We start from the raw sequence: 22,238 nt of genomic DNA on the forward strand, positions 1-22,238 counted from the left end.
GGTGTTGCGGGGGGTGCCGGTGGCGCTGGGGGTGGGGGTGGTGTCGTTGGTGAGTTGGTCACCTTTGGCGCCGCTGTCGCTGGTGGGGTCGAGGATGGCGGCAGGCGCTGCGGGGGCGACAGGGGTAACAGCCGCGTTGATGCTGAAGCTGGCGAGGTTGTTGAGGTCGGCGCCGTCTTTGTTGAGGTTGCCGGAGGCGTCGGTGAATTTGTCGTTGCCCACGAAGACCATGGCGCTGCGGGCACCGACGGTGGGGGTGAAGGTGGCGGTGTAGACCAGCGGGTTGGTGGCGCTTTGGGCAAAGCCGCTCAGGGTGCCGCCGATGGCGGTGATGTCGGCCACGGTGAAGTCACTGGTGGCGTCAGACAGGGTGAAGGAGATGGTGGTGGCCTCTCCTGCGGCCAGCAGGCCTTTGGGGGCGCTGACGATGACGGTGGGGGCGCCGCTGTCGATGGTGATGGGCAGCGCGGTGGCGGCGCTGGCGAGACCCGTGGGGCCGGTTTCGATGACGCTGAGGTTGTTCAGGCCTTGGGGCAGCGCGGTGCTCGGGGTGGCCATCCAGGTGCCGTTGGGCTGGACCACGGCGGTGGCAATCACGTTGCCAGCGGCGTCTTTGATGGCGATGGTGTTGCCGGGGGTGCCGGTGCCGCTCAGGGTGGGCGTGGTGTCGTTGGTGGTGTTGTCACCTGGTGTGCCGGTGTCGCTGATGGCGTTGAGGATGGCGCCGGGGGCTGCGGGGGCCACGGGAACGACTGCGCTTTGGATGGTGAGCGGCAGTGCGGTGGGGGCGCTGGTCAGACCGGCCGGGTTGGTTTCGATGACGCTGAGGTTGTTCAGGCCCACGGGCAGCGGGTTGACGGGCGTGGCCATCCAGGTGCCGTTGGCCGCGACGATGGCGGTGGCGATGACGTTGCCAGCAGCGTCTTTGATGCTGATGGTGTTGCCGGGGGTGCCGGTGCCGCTCAACGTGGGGGTGTTGTCGCTGGTGGTGTTGTCACCTTGTGTGCCGGTGTCGCTGATGGCGTTCAGCATGGCACCGGGGGCTGCGGGCGCCACGGGAACGACTGCGCTTTGGATGGTGAGCGGCAGTGCGGTGGCGGCGCTGGCCAGGCCCGCCGGGTTGGTTTCGATGACGCTGAGGTTGTTCAGGCCTTGGGGCAGCGGKTTKACGGGCGTGKCCATCCAGGTGCCGTTGGCCGCGACGATGGCGGTGGCAATGACGTTGCCAGCAGCGTCTTTGATGGCGATGGTGTTGCCGGGGGTGCCGGTGCCAGACAAGGTGGGGGTGKTGTCGGTGGTGGTNGTTGTCACCTTGTGTGCCGCTGTCGCTGATGGCATTGAGGATGGCGCCGGGGGCTGCGGGCGCCACGGGAACTGGGGTGATGGGTGTGCATTGCAGGCCGAAGGACCATGCGTTGTTGGTGTCGGCGCCGTCTTTGTTGAAGTTGCCTGCGGCGTCGGTGAATTTGTCGCTGGCCACGAACATCATGGCGCTCTTGGCGGTGGGTGCGGGGGTGAAGGTGGCGGTGTAGACCTTGCCGCTGCCCACGAAGTTGGTCAGCGTGCCGCCCAGCAAGGTGATGTCGGCCAGGCTGAAGTCGGTGCTGTCTTTGCTCAGCACGAAGGTGACGGTGGTGACTTCACCGACGCCGAGCGCGGTTTTGGGGGCGCTGATGGCGATGGTGGGAACGCTGGTGTCGGTGGGCGTGCAGTTGAAGCCCAGCGAGACGGCGTTGTTCAGATCGGCGCCGTCTTTGTTGAAGTTGCCTGCGGCATCGCTGAATTGGCCGCTGCTGACGAGAACCATGGCCCCCATGGTGGTGGCAAAGGGGGTGAAGGTGGCGGTGTAGACCAGAGGGTTGGTGGGGTTGCGCACCAGGTTGCTCATGGTGCCGCCGATGACGGTGATGTCACTCAGGGCGAAGTCGTTGGTGGCTTCGGAGAAGGTGAAGGTGAGCGTGGTCGCTTCACCCGCTTCAAGCATGGTTTTGTCGCTGCTGATGGACACGGTGGGGGCGGTGGTGTCGGCAGGTGGCGTGGGGGTGCCCGTACCTGATGGCTGCGCACTGCCGATGCTCAGCGAGACGGTGTTGTTGGATTCGGCACCGTCCTGGTTGTTGTTGCCTGCGGCGTCGCGGAAGGTGTTGCTGCTGACCATGACAGTGCCACTGCTGGCCCCGCTGGTGGGGGTGAAGGTGGCGGTGTAGCTGGTGCCAGAGCCCTGGAAGTTGCTCAGCGTGCCTCCGACCACGGTGACGTCGCCCACGGCAAAGTCTGTGCTGGGTTCGGACAGGCTGAAGCTGATGGTGGCGGTTTCGCCTGTGGCCAGCGTGGTTTTGTTGCTGCTGATGGCCACGGTGGGGGCGATGGTGTCGGGGGTGGTTTCTGGCGGGCAGTTGGTTTTGAGGCTGACGGCGTTGTTCAGGTCTGCGCCGTCTTTGTTGAGGTTGCCTGCGGCGTCGGTGAAGGTGTTGCTGGACACCACGATCATGGCGCTGCTGGCACCGGTGGTGGGGGTGAAGGTGGCGGTGTAGCGGGTGCCCGAGCCCTGGAAGTTGCTGAGCGAGCCACCGTTGACGCTGATGTCGCTCAGGGTGAAGTTGCTGCTGGCTTCAGACAGGGTGAAGGTGATGGTGGCCGTCTGGCCGACCAGCAGGTCAACTTTGTCGGTGCTGACGATGATGGTGGGCGGCGTGACGTCGAGGTTGATCGTGAAGTTGGCGGTGTTGTTGGCGTCTGCGCCATCGGCGTTCTGGTTGCCCGAGGCGTCGGTGAATTTGTTGCTGGCCACGGTGACGCTTCCGCTGATCACACCGCCTGTGGGGGCCTGCAAGCCGCCCAAGACGGTCACGTCAAAGGCTGTGAAGGTGGCGGTGTAGACCAGAGGGTTGGTGGCGCTTTGGGCAAAACCACTGAGCGTGCCGCCGGAGACGGTGACGTCGGCAGCAGTGAAGTTGCTGGAGAGTTCGCTCAGGGTGAAGGTGATGAGGGCGCTCTGCCCTCCTGCCAAGGTGGCTTTGTCGGCGGTGACGATGATGGTGGGCGGTGTGGTGTCGATCTTGCACTGGATGGCGATCGAGGCCATGTTGTTGAGCTCCATGCCGTCTTGGTTGAAGTTGCCTGCGGCGTCGGTGAAGCTTTCGCTGGCAATGAAGAGGGCCGCGCTCAGGGCGTTGGGGTTGGGCGTGAAGGTGGCGGTGTAGACGAGCGGGTTGGTGGCGCTTTGCATCCAGCCGCTGAGCGTGCCGCCGATGACGGTGACGTCGCTTTGCGTGAAGTTGCTGCTGGCTTCAGACAGGGTGAAGGTGATGAGGTCGGTTTCACCAGGGCTCACGCGGGTTTTGGTGTTGCTGATCATCACGCTGGGGGCCGTGGTGTCTGCGGGGGCGTTGGTGTTGCACAGCAGGCCGACGCTGAACGATGCGGCGTTGTTGGCGTCTGCGCCGTCTTTGTTGAGCGTGCCTGTGGCGTTGCTGAAGGTGTCGCTGCCGACCATGACGAAGGCACTCGACACGTTGGCGCTGGGCGTGAAGGTGGCGGAGTAGCTGGTGCCCGAGCCGGTGAAGTTGCTGAGCGTGCCACCAATGGCCGTCACGTCAGAGGCTGTGAAGTTGGTGCTGGCTTGGGACAGGGTGAACGACAGGGTGGCGGTTTCGCCCATGGCCAGGTTGTTTTTGCTGGCGTTGATGGCGATGACGGGGTTGGTGCTGGTGTTCATGGCTGTGGTTCCTGCTGATGTTGTTGTGTTGCTTGCGGTGTTGGTGACGGTGTTGCTGACGCTGGGGGTGTTGGTGGTGCCGGTGGGCATGGCGATGGGGGTGATGACGTTGGCGCTGCCGTTGGCCATGGCCACGGGGAGGCTGTCAACCATGATCTGATTGACAGCGCTGGAGTTCATTTCAGTGCCGATTTGCTGCACCAGCTGGGCGTTGGCGCCTTGGGTGGCCAGGGTTTCGGTCAATGTGGCGCCAATGTCCAGTTGCTTGACGAGCAGGCTGCGCATTTGCGGCAGGCCCACGCTGCCCACGCCCGCCACAAAGACCGGGTCGGTGAGGACGGTGTCTATGACTTTGAGCAGGGCCGGGTCGTTGAGGACGGCAGTGGTGGTGACTTCGGCATAGAGCACGGGGTCCACCAGGGTGGGGGCGATGAGCGGCAGTTTGTTGCCGGTGATGGCGTTGTCCACGGCGCCTTGCAAGGCTGCTTGCATTTCTGCGCTTTGCACGAGGGCGCTGATGCCCATGGTGACTTGGGTGCTCAGTCCGGTGACGAGACCCGGATCGGTCAGGGTCAGGGCGGGGTCGGTCATCGCGGTGCCGGGGCTGTCTGTTGTGGAGGCCATGGGGGTCATCAAGCTCAGGTCGTTCATGCTGGTGAGCGGGTTTTCGCGCAGCATGGAGGGGTCAATGGGGACGGGGGTGTTGGGCAGCACAGGCCAGAGGGTCTCGGTGCCAAAGGTTTGCACCAGCGCGTTGTTGGGCGCAGCGTTTTGGAAGGCCAGCTGCAAAGCGGGGTCGCTGTGCTGCGCTTGCAAGGTGGCGCTGACGTGGTCGGCAAAACCCAGCCACTGCACCATGAGGGCGCTGGTTTTGTCCGCGCCCAGCTGCGCCAGGGCCTGCGCGGTGTCGGGATGGGCAAGGAGATCAGGCACGGCGGCGACCAGTTCGTTGGCGGCAACGTGGATCAGTTCCTGGACGGCTTTTTGTGGGTCGATGCCCCCTTGGGCGCCGAGCATGACGATGTGCGCCGTGAGCGATTGGCGGATCGCCTCGTCCACCTTCAGGCTTTGCCCGGTTTGGAGCAAGGTGTTGGCCGCTGTCAGGTCAGCCCCCGAAAGCGTGAGGGCTTGTGTTGTAAAAACACCTAAATTGAGCGTGTAACTGTCGCTGTTGATCGTCATGGCCGTCCCTGTGTGGCGCGCATCGGGTGGTTTTTTGGCGTGGCTGTCATCGCTGAGTCAGCCCGCAGTTCCAGCACTGCGCCCTGTCTTGGTGCATGGCCACACATGGACCGCCAACGGACGCACAAAAGCACCCCACGCCCCTCTAAAGAAGGCCGTGCGGTGCCCCGCTGGTGAAGACGTCTGAAATTCATTTTTGACCCATGATTTCAGCGTTTCTAAACTCAAAAAACGACATATTTCCCAATGCTAAATCTATAATTTTTTTGATGGATTTATTAATTCAAACTCCAAGATATCGTCAAAAATGACATAAACAAACCCCCAATTGGGGTAAGCCACATGATGTATTTGATGAATTTTTTGGCGAAATTTGTCTTTAATGACAAATTGAATGCGTACCAAGATCACGCGCAGGCCGGCGGCTTCAGCCCCGATGTGCCCTGGTGGCACACTTGGGGCGTGGGGGCGCTTTGCGCGCTCCGTTGTTGGTAACAAGCGGCGAACGCGCTGCCTTGCACCGCTGGGTGCACGAGCTCTGGACCTTTTGAGAATGCAAGCCTCTCCTCAACCCGTGCTGCGCGACCTGGTGCTGGTCGGTGGCGGCCACAGCCATGTGGGCGTGCTGCGCATGTTCGCCATGCGGCCCGAACCGGGCGTGCGCATCACGGTGATCTGCACCGACATCGACACGCCTTATTCGGGCATGCTGCCCGGCTACATTGCGGGCCACTACAGCTTTGACGAGGTGCACATTGACCTGGGGCGCCTGTGCGCTTTTGCCGGGGCGCGTCTTTATCACGATGCGGTCGTTGGCCTGGATCGTGCAAACCAAACGGTCATTTGCAAAAACCGCCCGCCTGTGGCTTATGACGTGTTGTCGATCAACATTGGATCGACCCCGCAGGTGCAACAGGTGCTGGGTGCGCAGGCGCTGGCGGTGCCGGTCAAGCCGATTGCGCAGTTCAACCAGCGTTGGCTGGCCCTGCTGGACAAAGCCCGCCAGTGGCCGGCCCACCGGGGGCGCATGACGATTGCGGTGGTCGGTGGCGGCGCCGGGGGGGTGGAGCTGGTGCTGTCGATGCAGCACCGTTTGCGCCATGAGATGAAGGCGCTGGGCCGCAGCCCCGAAGACCTGAAGTTTGTGCTGGTGACTTCGGGCGAGACGATCTTGCCCACGCACAACGCAGGCGTGCGCCAGCGCTTTGCCAAGGTGCTGCAGGCGCGCAAGGTGGAGGTGCACACGCAGGCCGAGGTGGTGCAGGTCTTGCCCGGTTGCTTGCTCACGCGTGATGGCCGCACTATGGATGCCGATGAAACCATGTGGGTCACGCAAGCCGGTGGCCCGGCCTGGCTGAACAGCACCGGCTTGGCGCTGGACGACAAAGGCTTCATTGTGGTGAACCCCCAGTTGCAATGTCTGAACGACCCGCTGGTGTTTGCAGCCGGTGACATCGCTTCGTTTGTGGAGCGTCCTCTTGAAAAAGCGGGGGTGTTTGCCGTGCGCATGGCCAAACCGCTGGCCGAGAATTTGCGACGCAGTTTGCGCGGTCAACGGTTGCTGGCCTACAAGCCGCAACGCCATTGGCTGGCCTTGATCTCGACCGGCAACCGCTTTGCCGTGGCCTCACGCGGACCGCTGGGCTTTGCCGGGGCCTGGGTCTGGCGTTGGAAGGACCGGATTGACCGCACGTTCATGCGCCGCTTCACAGAGTTGCCCGTGATGCCCAGCGCAGACATGAGGCCAGCCGCAGCCCATTGGCGCGATGCCGTGCGGGCCATGGGCCAAGCGCTCAAGGCGATGACGGGCCAAGGCCAAGCGCCCAGCACGCGCCTGCGCTTGACGTCTGAAGAGTCGCTGCAAGCCATATCGGCCATCGCCATGCGCTGCGGTGGTTGCGGTGCCAAAGTCGGCGCCAGCGTTTTGTCACGCGCTTTGGGCGGCTTGAAGCCGGTGGAACGGCCCGATGTGTTGATCGGCCTGCATTCGCCGGATGACGCGGCTGTGGTGCGCGTGCCGCCCGGCATGGCCGTGGTGCAGACGGTGGATTTTTTTCGGGCCTTCATCGACGACCCGTATGTGTTCGGCCAAGTTGCGGCCAACCACGCGCTGGGCGATATTTTTGCCATGGGCGGCGAGCCCCAAACCGCCACCCCCGTGGTGACCGTGCCGCCGGGCCTGGAGCGCAAGGTGGAAGACCTGCTGACGCAGATGATGGCTGGCGCCATCGAAGTGCTGAACGCCGCAGGCTGCGCCCTGGTGGGCGGGCACACGGGCGAAGGCGCTGAGCTGGCTTTGGGCTTTGCCATCAACGGCCTGATCGACGAGAAGATGGACGGCGTGATGCGCAAGGGCGGCATGCAGCCGGGCGATGTGCTGCTGCTGACCAAGCCGATCGGCACCGGCACCTTGTTTGCCGCGCACGCCCGCCATGCCGCCAAGGGCCGCTGGATCGATGCGGCGCTGCAATCCATGGTGCAGTCCAACCAATTGGGCGCTGAAATTTTGCGCACACACGGGGCCACCGCCTGCACCGACCTGACCGGCTTTGGCCTGCTGGGCCACCTGGTAGAGATGACGCGGCCGTCCGGCGTGGATGCCCAGCTGCAACTGAGCGCCCTGCCCCTGCTCGACGGCGCGGTGGACTGCGTGAAAGCAGGCATCGTCAGCTCCTTGCAACCGGCCAACGTGCGCCTGCGCCGCGCCCTGCGCAACGCCGATGAGTTTGTGGGCGATCCGCGCTATCCACTGCTGTTTGACCCGCAAACTGCGGGCGGCCTGCTGGCCAGCGTGCCTGCCGCACAGGCCGACGCTTGCGTGGCCGCGCTACAGGCAGCCGGTTATGCACACACCGCCATCATTGGCCGCATCACCGCGCAAGGCGAAGCTTTGGAGCCGGTGCTGCTGAAAACCTGAAAGCCTGAAACGACATGAGCCACGAACACATCACCCTCAATGCCGACCTGACCCAGCGCTGCATCGTGCACAGCCCCGCCCTCGATTGGGTGGATTCACCCGCCTTGGGCGTGTCGCGCCGCATGCTCGAGCGCGACGGCGGCGAGGTGGCGCGGGCCACGTCCATCGTGCGTTATGCGCCCGGCTCGGCTTTTGCCAGCCACACACACGGCGGGGGCGAAGAAATTTTGGTGCTCGAAGGCACGCTGCACGACGAGCACGGTGTTTACGGCCCCGGCACTTACATCAAAAACCCGGTGGGCACCTCGCACGCGCCGTCATCACCCGAGGGCTGCACTTTGTTTGTGAAGCTGCGCCATCTGGACGCACGCGACGACGAGCGTGTGGTGGTGGACTCGCGCGGCAGCGAGTGGCGACAAGGCCTGGTGGAGGGCTTGAAGGTCTTGCCGCTGAACACCTTCGAGACCCAAAACACCGCCCTGGTGCGCTGGGCGCCGCAGACATTTTTCAACCCGCACCGGCATTGGGGCGGGGAGGAAATTTTTGTGGTCGAAGGCGTGTTCTCAGACGAGCATGGTGACTACCCCGCAGGCAGTTGGTTGCGCAGCCCGCACATGAGCCAGCACCAGCCCTTCAGCCACGAGGGCTGCTTGATTTTGGTGAAGACGGGGCATTTGGTGTGATCACGCAGACAACGACAACACAGGCGGCGTTGCCGCTGCTGTACACCTACCGGCGTTGCCCCTACGCCATGCGTGCGCGCATGGCCTTGCTGCAAGCACAGGTGCGCTTTGAGGCCTGTGAAATCGTGCTGCGCGACAAGCCCGCCGCGATGCTGGCCGTCTCGCCCAAGGGCACGGTGCCGGTGTTGGTGCTGACGGGCGGCCTTGTGCTGGAGCAAAGCTGGGACATTGTGCGTTGGGCCTTTGAACACACGGGCGATGTCGGTGCTTGGTGGGCACGCGCGCAAACCCCGATCAATCTGACCTTGCAAGCCGCTTGTGACGGGCCCTTCAAACACCACCTGGACCGCACCAAATACCCCGAGCGTTTTACGGATGCGCAAGGCCGAGACTGGCACAGAGAACAAGCCCTGCAGACCTTGCTCTTGCCCTTGGATGAGCAGCTGCGAACAGCACCCCAGCTGGGCGGTAACGAGCCGTGCGCCGCCGACATCGGCATCTTTCCCTTCGTGCGCCAGTTCGCCGCCACCGATGCCGCATGGTGGGCCGCACAAGCCCTGCCCGCAGTGCAGGCATGGCTAGCCCGGTGGTTGATCAGCCCCTTGTTTGAAGCAGCCATGCGCAAACCCCTTTGAAAAGCCGCCAACCTGCAAATACCCATTCACGGTCGGCCGACTGCAGCAGAGCCGACTTGGCGGGCAGACATTTTGGTCTTCAGTGCCATTGCAGTTGAGCAACCCAGCCGCTGCTGTGGGCTTGCGTGTTGTCGCTGTCTGCGCCAATCACCACCGCGCTCACTGGGGGCACAGCGGCTTTGGCACTGCCTGCAGGCAGTTCATCGCCAAAAAGCATGAGGAAGTCTTGCGCCACATCGCGTGATTCGCTGAGCCACTGCTGAAGCGGTGCGCTGGGGCCTTGCAGCACCACGTATCGCACGCGTCGGCTGTAGGGGTTGGCGGCTTTGGTGCCGCTGGCTTGCAACGGGTCCCAGAGGTAACACACGGTGGCGGCGGGCAGGTTCTCGCCGCTCACCGAGCGCGCCACGCGCAGCAGCGTGCGTTCGCCAAAGGGCACTCGATCGAGCGCGTGGTCAAACATCACGCAGACTTTGAGCGCCGCGTCATCGCCGTCCTTGCGCCGCAAGTCGGCCGGTCGCAGGCCACCGCTCAAGGCCTGGTCCAAACGCCAGCGCCACTGCAGCGTGCGCGCTGTGCCGCGCCAGTCGTGGGCCCAGGTGCCATAGGACTTGTCGGTCTGTATCTGCACACCGGCCACGCCATCGATCTGCCCCAATTCAAAACGGGTGGTCGCGATCTGGGGTTTGTTGGGCAAGCCCACAAAGCGCCAGCCTTGCGCCTGCGCACTGTGCTGGCTGGTCAAGGGCCACAACGGCCCTGACAAGGGCAGTGGCGATGTGGCGTGTGCGCTCAAGGCCAAGAGCCCTGCAGCGGCGAGTGCGGTGAGGTGCCGTGCCATGCTCAGGCTCCGCGTTTGAAGTCGTGGTACTTCTTGACCCACGCCAGCAAGCGATATGGCGCGTGCGCACGCTTCCATTCGCCTGCCGCGTATTTGTTGGCCTCGGCCATCGTGGGGTAGGTGTGGATGGTGCCCAAAATCTTGTTCAGGCCCAGGCCGTGTTTCATAGCCAGCACGTACTCGGCCAGCAGGTCGGCGGCGTGTGCGCCGACGATGGTCACGCCCAAAATTTTGTCTTTGCCCGGCACGGTGAGCACCTTCACAAAACCCTGCGCTTCGCTGTCTGCGATGGCGCGGTCCAGATCGTCGATGCCGTATTTCGTGACTTCGTAGGGGATGTTGTTCTCTTTCGCTTCCTGCTCGTTCAAGCCCACACGCGCCACCTCGGGGTCGATGAAAGTCGCCCACGGGATCACCGAGTAGTCGGCCTTGAACAGCTTCCACTCGCCAAACAGCGCGTTGACGGCGGCGTACCACGCTTGGTGCGCAGCGGTGTGGGTGAACTGAAACGGCCCGGCTACATCGCCGGCGGCGTAGATATTGGGGTAAAGGGTTTGCAGGTACTCGTTGGTCTGCACCGTGCGGTGCGTGGGGATACCCAAGTCCTCCAATCCATAACCCTGCAAACGCGCCACGCGGCCCACAGCGCACAGCAACTGGTCGAACGCGATGCGTTTTTCTGCACCGGCGTGTTCCACCACCAGGATCTTTTCGCCATTGACCCGCTCGCAGCGCAGCGCTTTGTGGTCAGTGAGCACCTGTACGCCGTCGCCTTCGAGTGAGGCTTTGGCGAGTTCGCTCACCTCCACGTCTTCGCGGATCATGATGCGTGCGCCCATTTCCACTTGGGTGACGTGTGAACCCAGTCGCGCAAAGCTTTGCGCCAACTCGCAACCAATCGGGCCGCCGCCCAGCACCACCAGGCGTTTGGGCACTTCATCGAACTTCGCGAATTCGTCCCACAGGGTGTCGCTGGTCACGTAGCCGACGTCGTCCAAGCCGGGCAGGGGCGGCACGAAGGGGCTGGCCCCGGCGGCGATGACGATGCTGCGGGCGGTGAGTCGCTGTGTAGTGCCGTCGTTCAAAGCCACCTCCACCGTCCAGGGGTTCACCAGCTTGCCGTAACCCTGCAACACCTCCACACCCAAACCGGTGTAACGCTCGATGCTGTCGTGTGGCTCGATAGCCTTGATCACGTCATGCACGCGCTGCATCACCGCTTTGAAGCTGAAGCTCGGGGCCGAGTCGCTCAGGCCGTACTTGGAAGCGTGGCGCATCTGATGTGCGAGCTTGGCGCTTTTGATCAGTGCCTTGCTCGGCACACAGCCGTAGTTCAAGCAATCGCCGCCCATTTTGTGCGCCTCGATCAGCGTGACCTTGGCCTTGACGGCTGCCGCGATGTAGGCGCTGACCAAACCACCCGCGCCACCGCCAATCACGATCAGGTTGCGATCGAAGGTCTTGGGGCGCTGGTCGGCCCAGCGGGCGTAAACCTTGCGCTTTTGCACCGCGGCCACGATGCGGCGCGCGATCAGCGGGAAGATGCCCAGCAGCACAAAGCTGCCCAAAAGCGCGGGGCTCAAAATGCCTTGCAGTGATTCGAGTTGCGCCAGCTGCGTGCCCGCATTCACATACACCGCGGTGCCCGCCAGCATGCCTAGCTGGCTCACCCAGTAATACGTCCAGGTCTTCATGCGCGTCAGGCCCATGAGCAGGTTGATCAGGAAAAACGGCACCACCGGAATCAAGCGCAAGGTAAAGAGGTAAAACGCGCCCTCTTTGTCCACACCGGCATTGATGTCGGCCAAACGCTGCCCAAAACGCGCTTCAACCCACTCGCGCAGCACAAAGCGCGATGCCAGAAAAGCCAAAGTGGCGCCGAGGGTGGAGGCAAACGACACCAGCAGCAAACCCTGCCACAGGCCAAACACGGCACCGCCACCCAAGGTGATGATGACCGCGCCCGGGATCGACAGCGCCGTGGCCAAGACGTACACCCCAAAGTAAACGGCGGCCACCATCACAGGCTGCTGTGCATAGAGCTGGTCAAAACTGGCATGGCTGGCCTTGAGCTGCTCAAAGCTCAGATAACGCCCCAAGTCCAGCGCCACAAATGCACCGATGGCCAGCGCCAACAAGAGCAGCAAAACAATTTGACGAAGACGCATGAGGGGAAACTCCGGTGATGCTCATGGTCACAGTGAACCAAGAGCCATGAACGATAAACGCTGATGCTTTGTTATTCGGCTGAATGCCCTGAGAAGTTACAAGTTCGTCAACCAAATCGGACCCAGAGGCGCAGGAAATTGACGCACAGTGTTGCAGGCCTCGCACCGCATCAGGATGCCAACTCGTATGCCGTATTGCGTCCGCCACCCTCCAAGCGGCGCAATACGCCTCGCGCCAACAAGTCATTGATATCGCGCAGCGCCGTGTCTGCCGAACATTTGCCCAGGGTGGCCCACTTGGCGTTGTTCAGCTTGCCATCCATGCCGTCGATCAAGCGGTTGAGCACCAGCGTCTGCCGTGCATTCATCGGCGTGTCTGCCCAGCGTTGCCAAAACTTCGCCTTGTCCAGCACGCCCACCAACAAACCATCAGCACCCTGCACCGCACGCAGCAAGCAGGCCAAAAACCACTGCAGCCATGGCGTCACGTCCATCGTGCCACGTTGGGTGGCTTCGAGTTGTTCGTAATACTGTTTGCGCTCGCGCTGAATTTGCGCACTCAGGCTGTAGAACCGTTGTGCAGAGCCTTCTGCTCGGGCCAAGGCCATGTCGCCCACGGCACGGCTGACGCGGCCATTGCCATCGTCAAACGGGTGCAATGTCACCAGCCACAAATGCGCCAAACCAGCGTGCACCAGCGCATCACCCAAAGGCCCGGCATTGAACCATTCCAAAAACGCGGCTGTTTGTGCGGGCAAGGTATGGGCGGGCGGTGCCTCAAAATGCACTTTTTCGCGCCCCACCGGTCCCGAGACCACTTGCATCGGCCCTGCTGAGTCGTTGCGCCACGCGCCCACCTGAATGCGCAGACGGCCGCTGAAGCCGGTGGGAAACAGCGCCGCGTGCCAGCCAAACAAGCGCTCGGCCGAGAGCGGTTGGGCATATTGCTGGGTGGCATCCAGCACCATGTCCACCACGCCATCCACATGGCGGTCAGCGGGCGCGAGCGCGCCAATGTCTACACCCAAGCGCCGGGCGATGGACGAGCGCACAGCCTCCAAGTTGAGTGTTTCGCCCTCAATGGCGCTGGTGGTGATGACCTCTTGCGTCAAAACCTGCAAAGTCGCCAGATCGCGCTGCGCCAACCCCAAGTGCGCCATCCGGCCCACCAACTCACCTTGCGCACGGTGCAACTGTGCCAACGGCCCGGCCAGTGCAGTCGCGTCATAACGCCACTGAGGCCAGTCGGGGCGCTGCCAGATGTAAGTGCGTTTGCGGGGGGTCTTGTCGGCGAACATGCGGTGATTATGCGCTTTATTCGCCGCAGATAGTGCGGTGAATATGCGGCGTATTCACCGCAATCTCCCATAGCCTCAACCAACTCGCAACCAAGTGGGGGGTGCACACAGAGCGGCAAAGTATTCAAGCGCGCATCCATGACCAGCAAGCCTGAGGAACAAATTATCTCAAACACGCTATATTTATCCCATGAAGTGGGACAGCGAATATCTACAAAAACACCGCCCAAAGAATTGGCACTTGCGCGCAAGCGTATGAAGGAGTGGAAAGATGTTGACGCATAAACAACTGCGCACCCAGGCACTGGCCGATGCGTCTGTCAAAGCAGAATTTGACAAGCTGAGCGACGAGTTTTCTCTTCTGGATGAGTTCTTGAAGGCCCGCACATCGCAAGGCCTGACCCAAGCGCAAGTGGCCGAAAAAATCGGAACCACCCAATCTGCCGTGGCTCGCATGGAGTCCGGCAGTGGCAAGCACTCGCCATCGCTGGCAACGTTGACCAAGTATGCAGATGCCTTGGGTTGCAAGCTGGAGATCAGGCTGGTTCGCAGGCCTCGGACAACTGGTAATTTAACGAGCCGCGCCAAGCAGGGCACACCCAAGCCTGTTGTCGCATAAGCTCTGAGTGCCTTAACACTGCTTGCTCACACCCAAGCCGCATCCCCATTCAATTGAAACCCGCTTGCCTATGCCCGCAAGCTCTGCTGCCGAATGTGCTGGTAAACCAATTGCGCCACGTCGGCTTTGTCTTGTGGAGAGTAAGGCGGCTCGGGCAGTGACAGGTAGACCTGATCCATGATGAAGATTTCCACCTCAGCTTGGGTCTGTTCCTTTTCGGTCCAGCGGTCGAGCGGTGCAATGACCGCCAGCACGCCCGCCAGCAAATCGCGGCTGGCTTGTTTGATGCGTTCGCGTTCGGTCTTGTTCAAGTCGCCGCGTTGCACCAAATCAAACAGCGCCAGCTGGTCTTCACTCAAGCCCTCTTGCACGGCGCGTTGCTGCTCCACATCCAGCGCGGCCATCACATCCAACAGCTTGGCAAAGGTGTCTTCAATGGTGGCGCGGTCTTTGTCCTGGTTGTAGGCGGCGATGATCTCTTGGTACTTTTTCTCGTAGTTCATGCGCAGCGGGTTTTGCGCCAGCATCTGCGCCAGCTTTTCTTCCACGATCTGGCGAATGTCTTCAATGGCCGTGGCCTTGCGCTGGACCTTGCTGGCAAATTCGTCGCGCAGCTTTTCCATGTTGATTTGCGACAAATCCACCGTGAGGCCATTGGCCTGATCCACCCCGGATGCATGGGTGGCAATCGCTTCGTTGACGATGCGGCTCAGCTCTTTGAGCAACTCGCTCACGTCGGCGGTGTCGCGCCGCTCGCTCAGCTTTTTGTAAATCGCTTCGATGTTGTCGTGCCGCTCGGCATAGACCAGCGCTGAAGGCTCCACCAACAAAGCCTTGAAGCGACTGAACACCACGCGCGACAAAATTTCATACCGGCGCTTGGTCTCATCGCTGGTGTAGACCACGTTCACCGCATCGGCCAACAAAGCAATGCGCGCAAACCCCTTGGTGCCCAGCAAGCGGCTGGCATCAAAGCCCAGGCCCATCAAATGCGCCTCGGTCACGGCAATGGCATCGGCCAGGGCCGCCACGCGCTCTTCGATGGGGGCCACAATCTCGGCCTCGCCGCCATCGTCGCCCAGCGCGTATTGCGCCAAGGCTTCGCGCAGGCTTTTGAGCATGCCGTTGTAATCGACGATCAGGCCAAAGTCTTTGCCCGGATACACCCGGTTTGCGCGGGCAATGGCCTGCATCAGGGTGTGTGCCCGCATGGGCTTGTCGATGTAGAGCGTGGACAAACATTCCACGTCAAAACCCGTGAGCCACATGGCACATACCACCGCCACGCGGAACGGGTGCTTGGGGTTTTTGAAGGCGGTTTCCACATCCACGCGCTGGCCGTCTGCGGTCTCGAACCCCAGCTTCATCACCTCACGGTGGGGAATGATGTCGAAACCCCACTCCTTGAAATCGGCTACCTCGTTTTGCGCCTCGCTGATGATCAGCTCAATCAGCGTCTCGTCCATCCAAGTGGCTTTGGCCAGCAGGCGGTCGCGCTGGGCGTGCAGCACTTGCCGCGCTTCGTCATCGGTCGTGGCGTTGATGGCTTGCAGCTTGTTTTGCGCTTCGGCTCGAACGGCGGCGGCTTTGGTTTTCCAGAGCGGCCCGATCAGCTGCAACATGCGGGCGCAGGTGATTTTGTCGATGCACACCAGCATGGCCTTGCCCGCTTCCCAGCGGGTGCTGCAATGGTCGACAAAGTCAGCGGCGATGCGTTCCAGCCGCTCGTCGGCGGTCACCACTTCGTAGTCCTTGCCCAGCAGCTTTTCCAGCAAGGCCGTTTGGTCGGTGTCCAGATCGGCGGCATCCACCGCTTCGGCAATTTTGTCGTTCAAATCCAGCTTGGCCAGGCCCAGCTTTTCGCCCCGGTTCTCGTACACCAGCTTGACCGTAGCGCCGTCTTCTTCGCTGCGCTTGAAGTCGTAGCGTGACACGTAGTCGCCAAAAATGCGCTTGGTCAGTTGGTCGTTCTTGAACAGGGGGGTGCCAGTAAAGCCGATGAACGCCGCATTGGGCAGCGCCATGCGCATGTTGCGCGCCAGCTTGCCCGACTGCGTGCGGTGCGCCTCGTCCGACACGACGATGATGTCGTCGCGCTCGCTGTAGGGCGCGTCGGGCTTCACCTCTTGGTTGAACTTGTGGATCAGGCTGAACACAAAGCGGTGGTTCTCGGCCAGCAAGCGCTGCAGCTCGCGGCCCGAGCTGGCACGCGGCGTTTGCTCGTCGGCCACGCCGCAACCAATGAAGGTTTTGTAAATCTGGCTGTCCAGATCGTCGCGGTCGGTCATGAACACAAAGGTGAAATTGCCAGGCACCGTGCGGCGCACCTTCTCGGCAAAAAACGCCATCGAATACGACTTGCCGCTGCCCTGCGTGTGCCACACCACGCCCAAGCGGCCCAGGTCGGGGTGCGCCCGTTCGATGATTTGCAAATACTGCGGCACCGGCTCTGCGGCCAGGGGGTAAAGCACTTGCGGCTCATTGGCCGCTGTGCTCAAACCGGCAGAGGGAAGCTCAAAAGTGCGCTGCGTCAGTCGTGTGGGGAATTCGCGCTTCAAAGCCTCTTGCCGCAGCACCGAGGCCACGGCCTGGTTCACCCCCAGCAGCTGGTGGTTGCGCGCCACCACCTTGCGCGTGTGGCCCGCCTTGCTGGCGTCAAACAAAATGAAGTTTTCCAGGATGTCGAGCAAGCGGTCTTTGGCCAGCATGCCATTGAGCAAGACCTCGGCCGCCACATTGCCCACATCGTTTTCGCTCAGGCGCTTCCACTCGCCAAAGTGTTCCCAAGTGCTGGTGATGGAGCCAAACCGGGCGTTGTGCCCGTTGCTCACCACCAAAAACGCGTTGTGGTGAAAGGCGTGCGCCACCACGTTCTCGTCCATGTAATCGCGCAAATTGCCGTCAAACCCGGCGCGGATGTTTTTGTAAACCGCCTTCAGCTCGATGAACACCAACGGCAAGCCGTTGACGAAACACACCAAGTCAGCGCGGCGGTTGTAGTTGGGCGTGCGCAAACCCGTGAGCTTGAGTTCACGCACCACTAAAAAGCGGTTGTTGGCCGGGTTGCGAAAGTCGATCACTTTGGCCTGCGTGTGGCTCAGCTGCCCCTGCGCATTCTTGAAGCTCACCGGCACGCCATCCCGCACCAGCTTGTGAAAAGCCTGGTTGTGCTGCAAGAGCGAACGCGAAAAATCGTGGTGCGTGAGCTGCGACACCGCGTCTTCGATGGCAGACTGCGGCAGCTGCGGGTTGAGCCGGGTCAGCGCCTCGCGCAAGTCGCGCACCAACACCGCCTCGCGCTCACTGCTGCGCCCCAGCGTGCCGTGGGGGCCAAAGGTTTCCTGGTTGAAGGCATAGACGCTGTCCCAGCCCAACTCCCGCTGTAGGTGCTCGGCAAAGGTGGCCTGCACCAGGCGGTCTTCACTGTTGATGTCGGTGTAGGCCATGGTGTCTATTGGCCAAAGCCACGGTTTCTAAAGGACAAACTGCAGATTTGTCCTTTAGAAAAATTCATACAAACCAACGACTTACCAATTTCTATCAACCCGAAAGGTCTTTGCCTCTTCATGATTCACCCTGTTTTGTCTTTTAGAAACCCTGCTCATCTATCAGATGGTGGCACCCCGTAATTCGAAACACCCTTGTCCGAACAAGCGACCAATCGATCCTTGCGCCAGCAACTTGGGCAATTGCGCGATGTCTTCCAACAGCGTCAACACGCTGTCACCCGTAGCAGGATCACGGTTGGCCACGGTGATGAAGGGCACCATCTGCGTGCCCATGGCGTCCAACAGCGCCGGGTTGTGCGTGGTCACCAACACATCCACCCCCCGCGCTGCGCCCACGGTTTTCAGCATGTCGAGCAACAACTTGGCCCGAGAGGGGTGCAGGCCGTTGTCCACTTCTTCAATCACCAGCAAGCTGTACCGCGGCCGAGTGAGCAGCGCCGTCAAGATGGCCAGAAATCGCAGCGTGCCATCCGACATGCCGCGTGCATCCACGGTGGGTGGCGGTCCTGCGTCCAGCCAGTGCTCTTCGCAATACAGCATGGCGTCTGACTGGAATTTGCCGACTGTTTCGGCATACACGCGCCGAATGTCTCGTTCAGGCAGCTGGCTGGCGTATTGCGTCAGCACCGATTCGATCTCTTGTTGTTTGTCTTTCGGCAATGCGGCCAACACGCCCGCAATATTGGAAGCGTCTGACTCCAACTTTTCAGACAAAGCCGAGAACCCGCGCATGTGCGAAGGGATCGGGTCCAGGATGAAGATTTCACGCAGACTTGAAATGACAGCCTGCACACCATCTTGAATTTCCTGACGCAGCTTTTGACCCATCAACTGAAACAGGATGGAGTTTGCACGGCTCAGCTGGCGTGGGGTGCCCTGTTTTTCGTTGTAAAGGCGGGCGATGATGGTGGGGGCATCGTCTGTGCACGCATCGGTGCGCAGCAGCTGAATGTGACCCGCCTCTGATTTACGACGTCCGTCTTTGCCCGCCCTGAACTTTGTGCGCGTGAGCTTTTCAGAAAACAGATCGCACCTGCTGTCGATGATTTTTCCTTCCAGCCTGTATTCGTAATCGGTGAGTTCATCAGAACGGCACACCACACTCAGTGCAAACACAGAACCCGGCTGCCGCGCCGCCCACTCCACGCCGCCGCGCAAAGGGGCTTGTGTGCCGTCGCCCTTCAAGGCCGAGGTGAGCATGGAACCCGAAGCCACCCGATTGAGCAGCAGCAATGCGTCGAGCGCATTGGATTTGCCACTGGCATTGGTGCCCACCAGAACCGACAAAGGATCAATGTGGATGGAGGCGCTTTCGTAGCTCTTCCAGTTTTCCAGTTTCAACTCGGTGATCATGTGTGCTCCAGCAGGGTTTGCTGACCGAAAGGATAAGCCATGCTACGGCTGAATCGGCTGACCTCAGCTTGCTCGGCAAAGGTGGCCTGCACCAGGCGGTCTTCACTGTGGATGTCGGTGTAGGCCATGGTGTCTATTCAGGCGGCTTGGCCGTGGAGGATTTCTACCGGGAGTGCGCCGTTGGCTCTGGCGTCCAATACGACAACTTCTACGGCTGTTCCATCAGCGGCATAGCTGACATGTGTGTTCCAGTCCTGCGACACCTCGCGTGCAATGGGTTTATCCGAGAGATGAATCACCAAGATGTCATCTTGGTCGTAGTAGGTGGTTTTCATGGGTTAATCCTCCAATACAAATTCGTGCATGACGGTTTTAACGACCAAGGCGTCTTCGAGGACCAACACCGCGCAGACCACTCCACACCGCCGCGCAAGGCGGCTTGCGTGCCGTCGCCCTTCAAGGCCGAGGTGAGCATGGAACCCGAAGCCACCCGGTTGAGCAGCAACAATGCGTCGAGCGCATTGGATTTGCCGCTGGCATTGGTGCCCACCAGAACCGACAAGGGATCAATGTGGATGTCGGTGTAGGCCATGGCGTCTATTGGCCAAAGCCACGGTTTCTAAAGGACAAACTGCAGATTTGTCCTTTAGAAAAATTCATACAAATCAAAGACTTAGCAATTTCTATCAACCCGAAAGGTCTTTGCCTCTTCATGATTACCCCTGTTTTGTCCTTTAGAAACCAGATCAATGAACGGGTGTCTGCCTTGGTTTATTGATGAAAATTTGACGCGCATTTGGCTCAAATTTGGCTCGCATTTGGCTCATTTGGAGCACTGAGCCAAGAAAAAAATCATTTGAAATCAATGACTTGCCAGATGACCACTTTGGTATTTGGCTCACTGAGCCAAAAACTTGATGGTGATTCAGCGCTTTTTGAGCCAAATCCGCCCAGTCCGCCGACTTGCCCGTGACGGTGCGCAGGGATTTCAGGTCGGTGTGCTGGTCTTTGCGGGTCATACGGCCAATTCTCCGTTCATCAGGCGGGGCAGCAACAGGTCGCGGGCTTGGCGGAGTTTTTGGTTTTGTGATGCCAGCTTTTTGACTTGCGCAAAAACATCAACGGCAAATTCATCAAATGCTCGAAGCATCTGTGTCGAAGGAATCAAGACATCCACGCGATGCACCGACTTGCGATCCAAGGTCGGCACCGATGCGCCACCGTTGAACTGCTTGAGGTCCATTTCGCGAAGCAGGAAGAGCGCGAACAACGGCGTCACGCGTTTGAACCCTTTCACCCACAACGCGGTGTTGAGCGGCCAGTAATCTTGGTCCACATATTGAACCTCGCCCAAAGTACCGCTTCGACCGGTCACCACGCCTGGCGCTGCTGCTTTGGCTTGGTTGTGATGACCAAGAATGCCGGTCGAGCCATAGATTGGAACTTCGCCGTCTTGCCTGTCTTGCGTAGGCAAGTCAAAACCACGCTGCAAAACCAGCGCCGATTCCAAAGGTGCACGTTCCCACCCCTGCGGCACGCCGTCCACGATGGGGGTGTGCTCATGGCCGGGAAAGCGCAGGCGCACAAACCATTCGCGGTAGAGCTGCCGGGCCGAGTCTTCGAGCAGGGCCATGCGGCGGCGGTTGTTGTCGATGAGGTCATCGTAGGCGGAGAGGGTATTCCCAATCTTTTCTTGTTCCATCAACGGGGGCAACCAAAACGTAAATGCACCAATCTCCTTGCTGCTGATATGAGGAACACCTACCCCTCGGCCAACACTCTGCACATATCCAACAAAGCTAGGTGACGCTATAAGTTGAGCAAGAAAAGATTGATCAAGACCTTTAAGTCCACGCAGACGTGCGACTCGCTGAACCAACAATGCGTCTGGTGCAGAAGCAGTGATTTTTGCGAATTTAAGTCCCGCAGGTACCCATGGCCGGTCCATGGCGAGAACGACATCACCCTTAATCAACTTGTAGCGTTCTAATTCTGCTAGGTCCTGAATTGGCCAGCGCTTTGATATATCCCAGAGCACCTCACCCTGACCGATGTTTTCACCTTTGACCAATGGAATATCGTTCGGATCGTCAGTGAAACCGATACTTTTAAATGGATAGCCGCTAAAGACTTCGCAATATTGCCCCAAGGTTGTCAATTCCCAACCAGCCCGACTCATACCCCAAAGCCCTCAAAGTTGGCTTGAGTCTTCATCACCGCCATTGCAGTGCAATGCACAAACTTGCCATTCATACCCCCTCCTCTTGCTCACCCGGCGGCAAACTACGTCGCCCCTTGGCGCTGGCCACGGCTTCGTGCAGCTTGCGTTCCAGCACTTCGCGGGGTGGCAACGCGGTCAGGTATTCGGCGATGTGGATGCTGCTTTTTTCGAGCTCCAGCAGTTCCACGGCTTCGCGATTTTTGCCTGCGCACAGGATCAGTCCGAGCGGTGCGTCTTCACCGGGTTGGCGTTCATGTTTGTCCAGCCAGCGCAAATACAGCTCCATTTGACCTTTGTCTGTGGGCTTGAAATCGCCCAGCTTGAGTTCAATGGCGATCAAACGCTTGAGTCCGCGATGGAAAAACAAGAGGTCGAGAAAGTAGTCTTCACCGCCCACAGTCATGCGCTTTTGCCGGGCAATGAAGCTGAAGCCAGCGCCCAGCTCCAGCAAGAACTGCTCCAGCTCACGCATGATGGCGTCTTCCACATCCCGCTCAATGTAGTGGTCGTCCAGGCCCAAAAAATCCAGAAAGTAGGGGTCGCGAAACACCAAGGCCGGGGTCATGCGGTCGGTTTCTCGCAATGTGCCCAGCTCATGCGCAATGAGCTTATCGGGCTGACGCGAGAGGGCTGTTCGCTCGTAAAGCATGCTGTCGATGCGGGCGCTCAGGGTGCGCACGCTCCAGCGCTCTATGCGGCACATTTCGGCGTAATAGTCGCGCTGCATGGGTTTTTCCAGGGGAAGCAGCAGCAAAAAATGTGACCAGCTCAATTGTTGCGACAGTGTCGCCACAATTTGCGGGTCCGGGAAGACTTCCGCAAACTTGACCATGCGATGCAGTGCCGACCCCGTAAACCCCTTGCCGTAACGCTGGCTCAATTCTCGCGACAGTGTCGCGAAAATCTGTTTGCCATAGGCCGCACGGTCTTTCTCTTGCAACAAGTCGCGTTGGATGCGCTGCCCGATTTGCCAATAAAGCTGGGTCAAGCCCACGTTGACGGTGCTTGCAATGCGCGACCGCGCCTGATCAATCAGCGTTTTGAGATCGCCCAGCAAAACGGCGGGCTTGTCGGCGGGCATATCGGCGGGCATG

General features: G+C 60.5%; 17 protein-coding genes and 2 pseudogenes. 5 read left to right on the top strand and 14 right to left on the bottom strand.

Going from position 1 to position 22,238, the window contains the following annotated elements:
* The 3 genes and pseudogenes from AMM33_RS22590 to AMM33_RS22595 form a co-directional block, all read right to left on the bottom strand.
* Positions 1–1,056: Ig-like domain-containing protein (locus tag AMM33_RS22590; RefSeq protein ID WP_304438315.1), on the bottom strand; the 1,056-nt coding region annotated here is incomplete at its 3' end.
* 78 nt (positions 1,057–1,134) lie between these two features.
* Positions 1,135–1,338, bottom strand: a pseudogene (locus AMM33_RS22770) (Ig-like domain-containing protein); the annotation flags it as partial.
* An 88-nt stretch (positions 1,339–1,426) separates the two neighbouring features.
* Positions 1,427–4,900: pseudogene (locus AMM33_RS22595) on the bottom strand (Ig-like domain-containing protein); the annotation flags it as partial.
* A 553-nt stretch (positions 4,901–5,453) separates the two neighbouring features.
* On the opposite strand from AMM33_RS22595, the gene selD reads away from it, so the two are divergent.
* Genes selD through AMM33_RS18725 form a run of 3 tightly spaced genes read left to right on the top strand, consistent with a single transcriptional unit; the run spans position 5,454 to position 9,135 of the window.
* Positions 5,454–7,817: a selenide, water dikinase SelD gene (selD, locus tag AMM33_RS18715; protein ID WP_090142776.1), complete on the top strand. Its 2,364-nt coding sequence runs from the start codon at positions 5,454–5,456 to the stop codon at positions 7,815–7,817.
* 14 nt (positions 7,818–7,831) lie between these two features.
* On the top strand, positions 7,832–8,500 hold the full coding sequence (locus tag AMM33_RS18720; RefSeq protein ID WP_228768242.1) for a cupin domain-containing protein: 669 nt from the start codon (positions 7,832–7,834) through the stop codon (positions 8,498–8,500).
* Positions 8,497–9,135 (top strand): glutathione S-transferase N-terminal domain-containing protein, encoded by a 639-nt coding sequence (locus AMM33_RS18725; protein ID WP_255350716.1) that lies wholly within the window; start codon positions 8,497–8,499, stop codon positions 9,133–9,135. The genes AMM33_RS18720 and AMM33_RS18725 overlap by 4 nt, the downstream gene beginning before the upstream one ends.
* 79 nt (positions 9,136–9,214) lie before the next feature.
* On the opposite strand, the gene AMM33_RS18730 is transcribed toward AMM33_RS18725, so the two are convergent.
* From AMM33_RS18730 to AMM33_RS18740, 3 genes are all read right to left on the bottom strand, one after another.
* Positions 9,215–9,976, bottom strand: a complete 762-nt coding sequence (locus AMM33_RS18730) for a DUF3047 domain-containing protein (protein WP_090142777.1) — start codon at positions 9,974–9,976, stop codon at positions 9,215–9,217.
* A gap of 2 nt (positions 9,977–9,978) precedes the next feature.
* Entirely contained in the window at positions 9,979–12,144 is a 2,166-nt protein-coding gene (locus AMM33_RS18735) for an FAD-dependent oxidoreductase (protein WP_090142778.1), read from the bottom strand.
* Positions 12,145–12,314: 170 nt separating this feature from the next.
* Positions 12,315–13,442 (bottom strand): Fic family protein, encoded by a 1,128-nt coding sequence (locus AMM33_RS18740; RefSeq protein ID WP_090142779.1) that lies wholly within the window; start codon positions 13,440–13,442, stop codon positions 12,315–12,317.
* Positions 13,443–13,580: 138 nt separating this feature from the next.
* On the opposite strand from AMM33_RS18740, the gene AMM33_RS22600 reads away from it, so the two are divergent.
* Both AMM33_RS22600 and AMM33_RS18745 read left to right on the top strand, forming a co-directional pair.
* Positions 13,581–13,727 carry a hypothetical protein gene (locus AMM33_RS22600; protein ID WP_228768243.1) on the top strand — a complete coding sequence of 49 codons (147 nt, stop codon included), beginning with the start codon at positions 13,581–13,583 and terminating at the stop codon, positions 13,725–13,727.
* Positions 13,714–14,061 carry a helix-turn-helix domain-containing protein gene (locus AMM33_RS18745; RefSeq protein ID WP_090142780.1) on the top strand — a complete coding sequence of 116 codons (348 nt, stop codon included), beginning with the start codon at positions 13,714–13,716 and terminating at the stop codon, positions 14,059–14,061. The genes AMM33_RS22600 and AMM33_RS18745 overlap by 14 nt, the downstream gene beginning before the upstream one ends.
* Positions 14,062–14,129: 68 nt before the next feature.
* Here AMM33_RS18745 and AMM33_RS18750 read toward each other — a convergent pair whose 3' ends face one another.
* The 8 genes from AMM33_RS18750 to AMM33_RS18780 all read right to left on the bottom strand — a co-directional run bounded on the left by AMM33_RS18750 (position 14,130) and on the right by AMM33_RS18780 (position 22,237).
* Complete coding sequence (locus tag AMM33_RS18750) at positions 14,130–17,507, bottom strand: type I restriction endonuclease subunit R (RefSeq protein ID WP_090142781.1); 3,378 nt, start codon at positions 17,505–17,507, stop codon at positions 14,130–14,132.
* 162 nt (positions 17,508–17,669) lie between these two features.
* A complete protein-coding gene (locus AMM33_RS18755) occupies positions 17,670–18,923 on the bottom strand; it encodes an AAA family ATPase (protein WP_090142782.1) in 1,254 nt (417 codons plus the stop codon).
* Positions 18,920–19,051: a hypothetical protein gene (locus AMM33_RS22690; protein WP_255350717.1), complete on the bottom strand. Its 132-nt coding sequence runs from the start codon at positions 19,049–19,051 to the stop codon at positions 18,920–18,922. Before AMM33_RS22690 ends, AMM33_RS18755 begins: the two co-directional genes overlap by 4 nt.
* 9 nt (positions 19,052–19,060) lie before the next feature.
* Positions 19,061–19,258, bottom strand: coding sequence for a DUF2283 domain-containing protein (locus AMM33_RS18760; protein ID WP_053173388.1), 198 nt, complete (start codon positions 19,256–19,258; stop codon positions 19,061–19,063).
* Complete coding sequence (locus AMM33_RS22130; RefSeq protein ID WP_194945561.1) at positions 19,255–19,515, bottom strand: AAA family ATPase; 261 nt, start codon at positions 19,513–19,515, stop codon at positions 19,255–19,257. Before AMM33_RS22130 ends, AMM33_RS18760 begins: the two co-directional genes overlap by 4 nt.
* A 154-nt stretch (positions 19,516–19,669) precedes the next feature.
* Positions 19,670–19,942, bottom strand: coding sequence for a hypothetical protein (locus tag AMM33_RS18770; protein WP_090142784.1), 273 nt, complete (start codon positions 19,940–19,942; stop codon positions 19,670–19,672).
* A complete protein-coding gene (locus AMM33_RS18775; protein ID WP_090142785.1) occupies positions 19,939–21,102 on the bottom strand; it encodes a restriction endonuclease subunit S in 1,164 nt (387 codons plus the stop codon). Before AMM33_RS18775 ends, AMM33_RS18770 begins: the two co-directional genes overlap by 4 nt.
* 70 nt (positions 21,103–21,172) lie before the next feature.
* Positions 21,173–22,237, bottom strand: a complete 1,065-nt coding sequence (locus AMM33_RS18780) for a PDDEXK nuclease domain-containing protein (RefSeq protein ID WP_090142835.1) — start codon at positions 22,235–22,237, stop codon at positions 21,173–21,175.
* Position 22,238: the final 1 nt, after the last annotated feature.

Source organism: Limnohabitans sp. DM1, assembly GCF_001269385.1.
In the GTDB taxonomy this organism is placed as follows: domain Bacteria; phylum Pseudomonadota; class Gammaproteobacteria; order Burkholderiales; family Burkholderiaceae_C; genus Limnohabitans_A.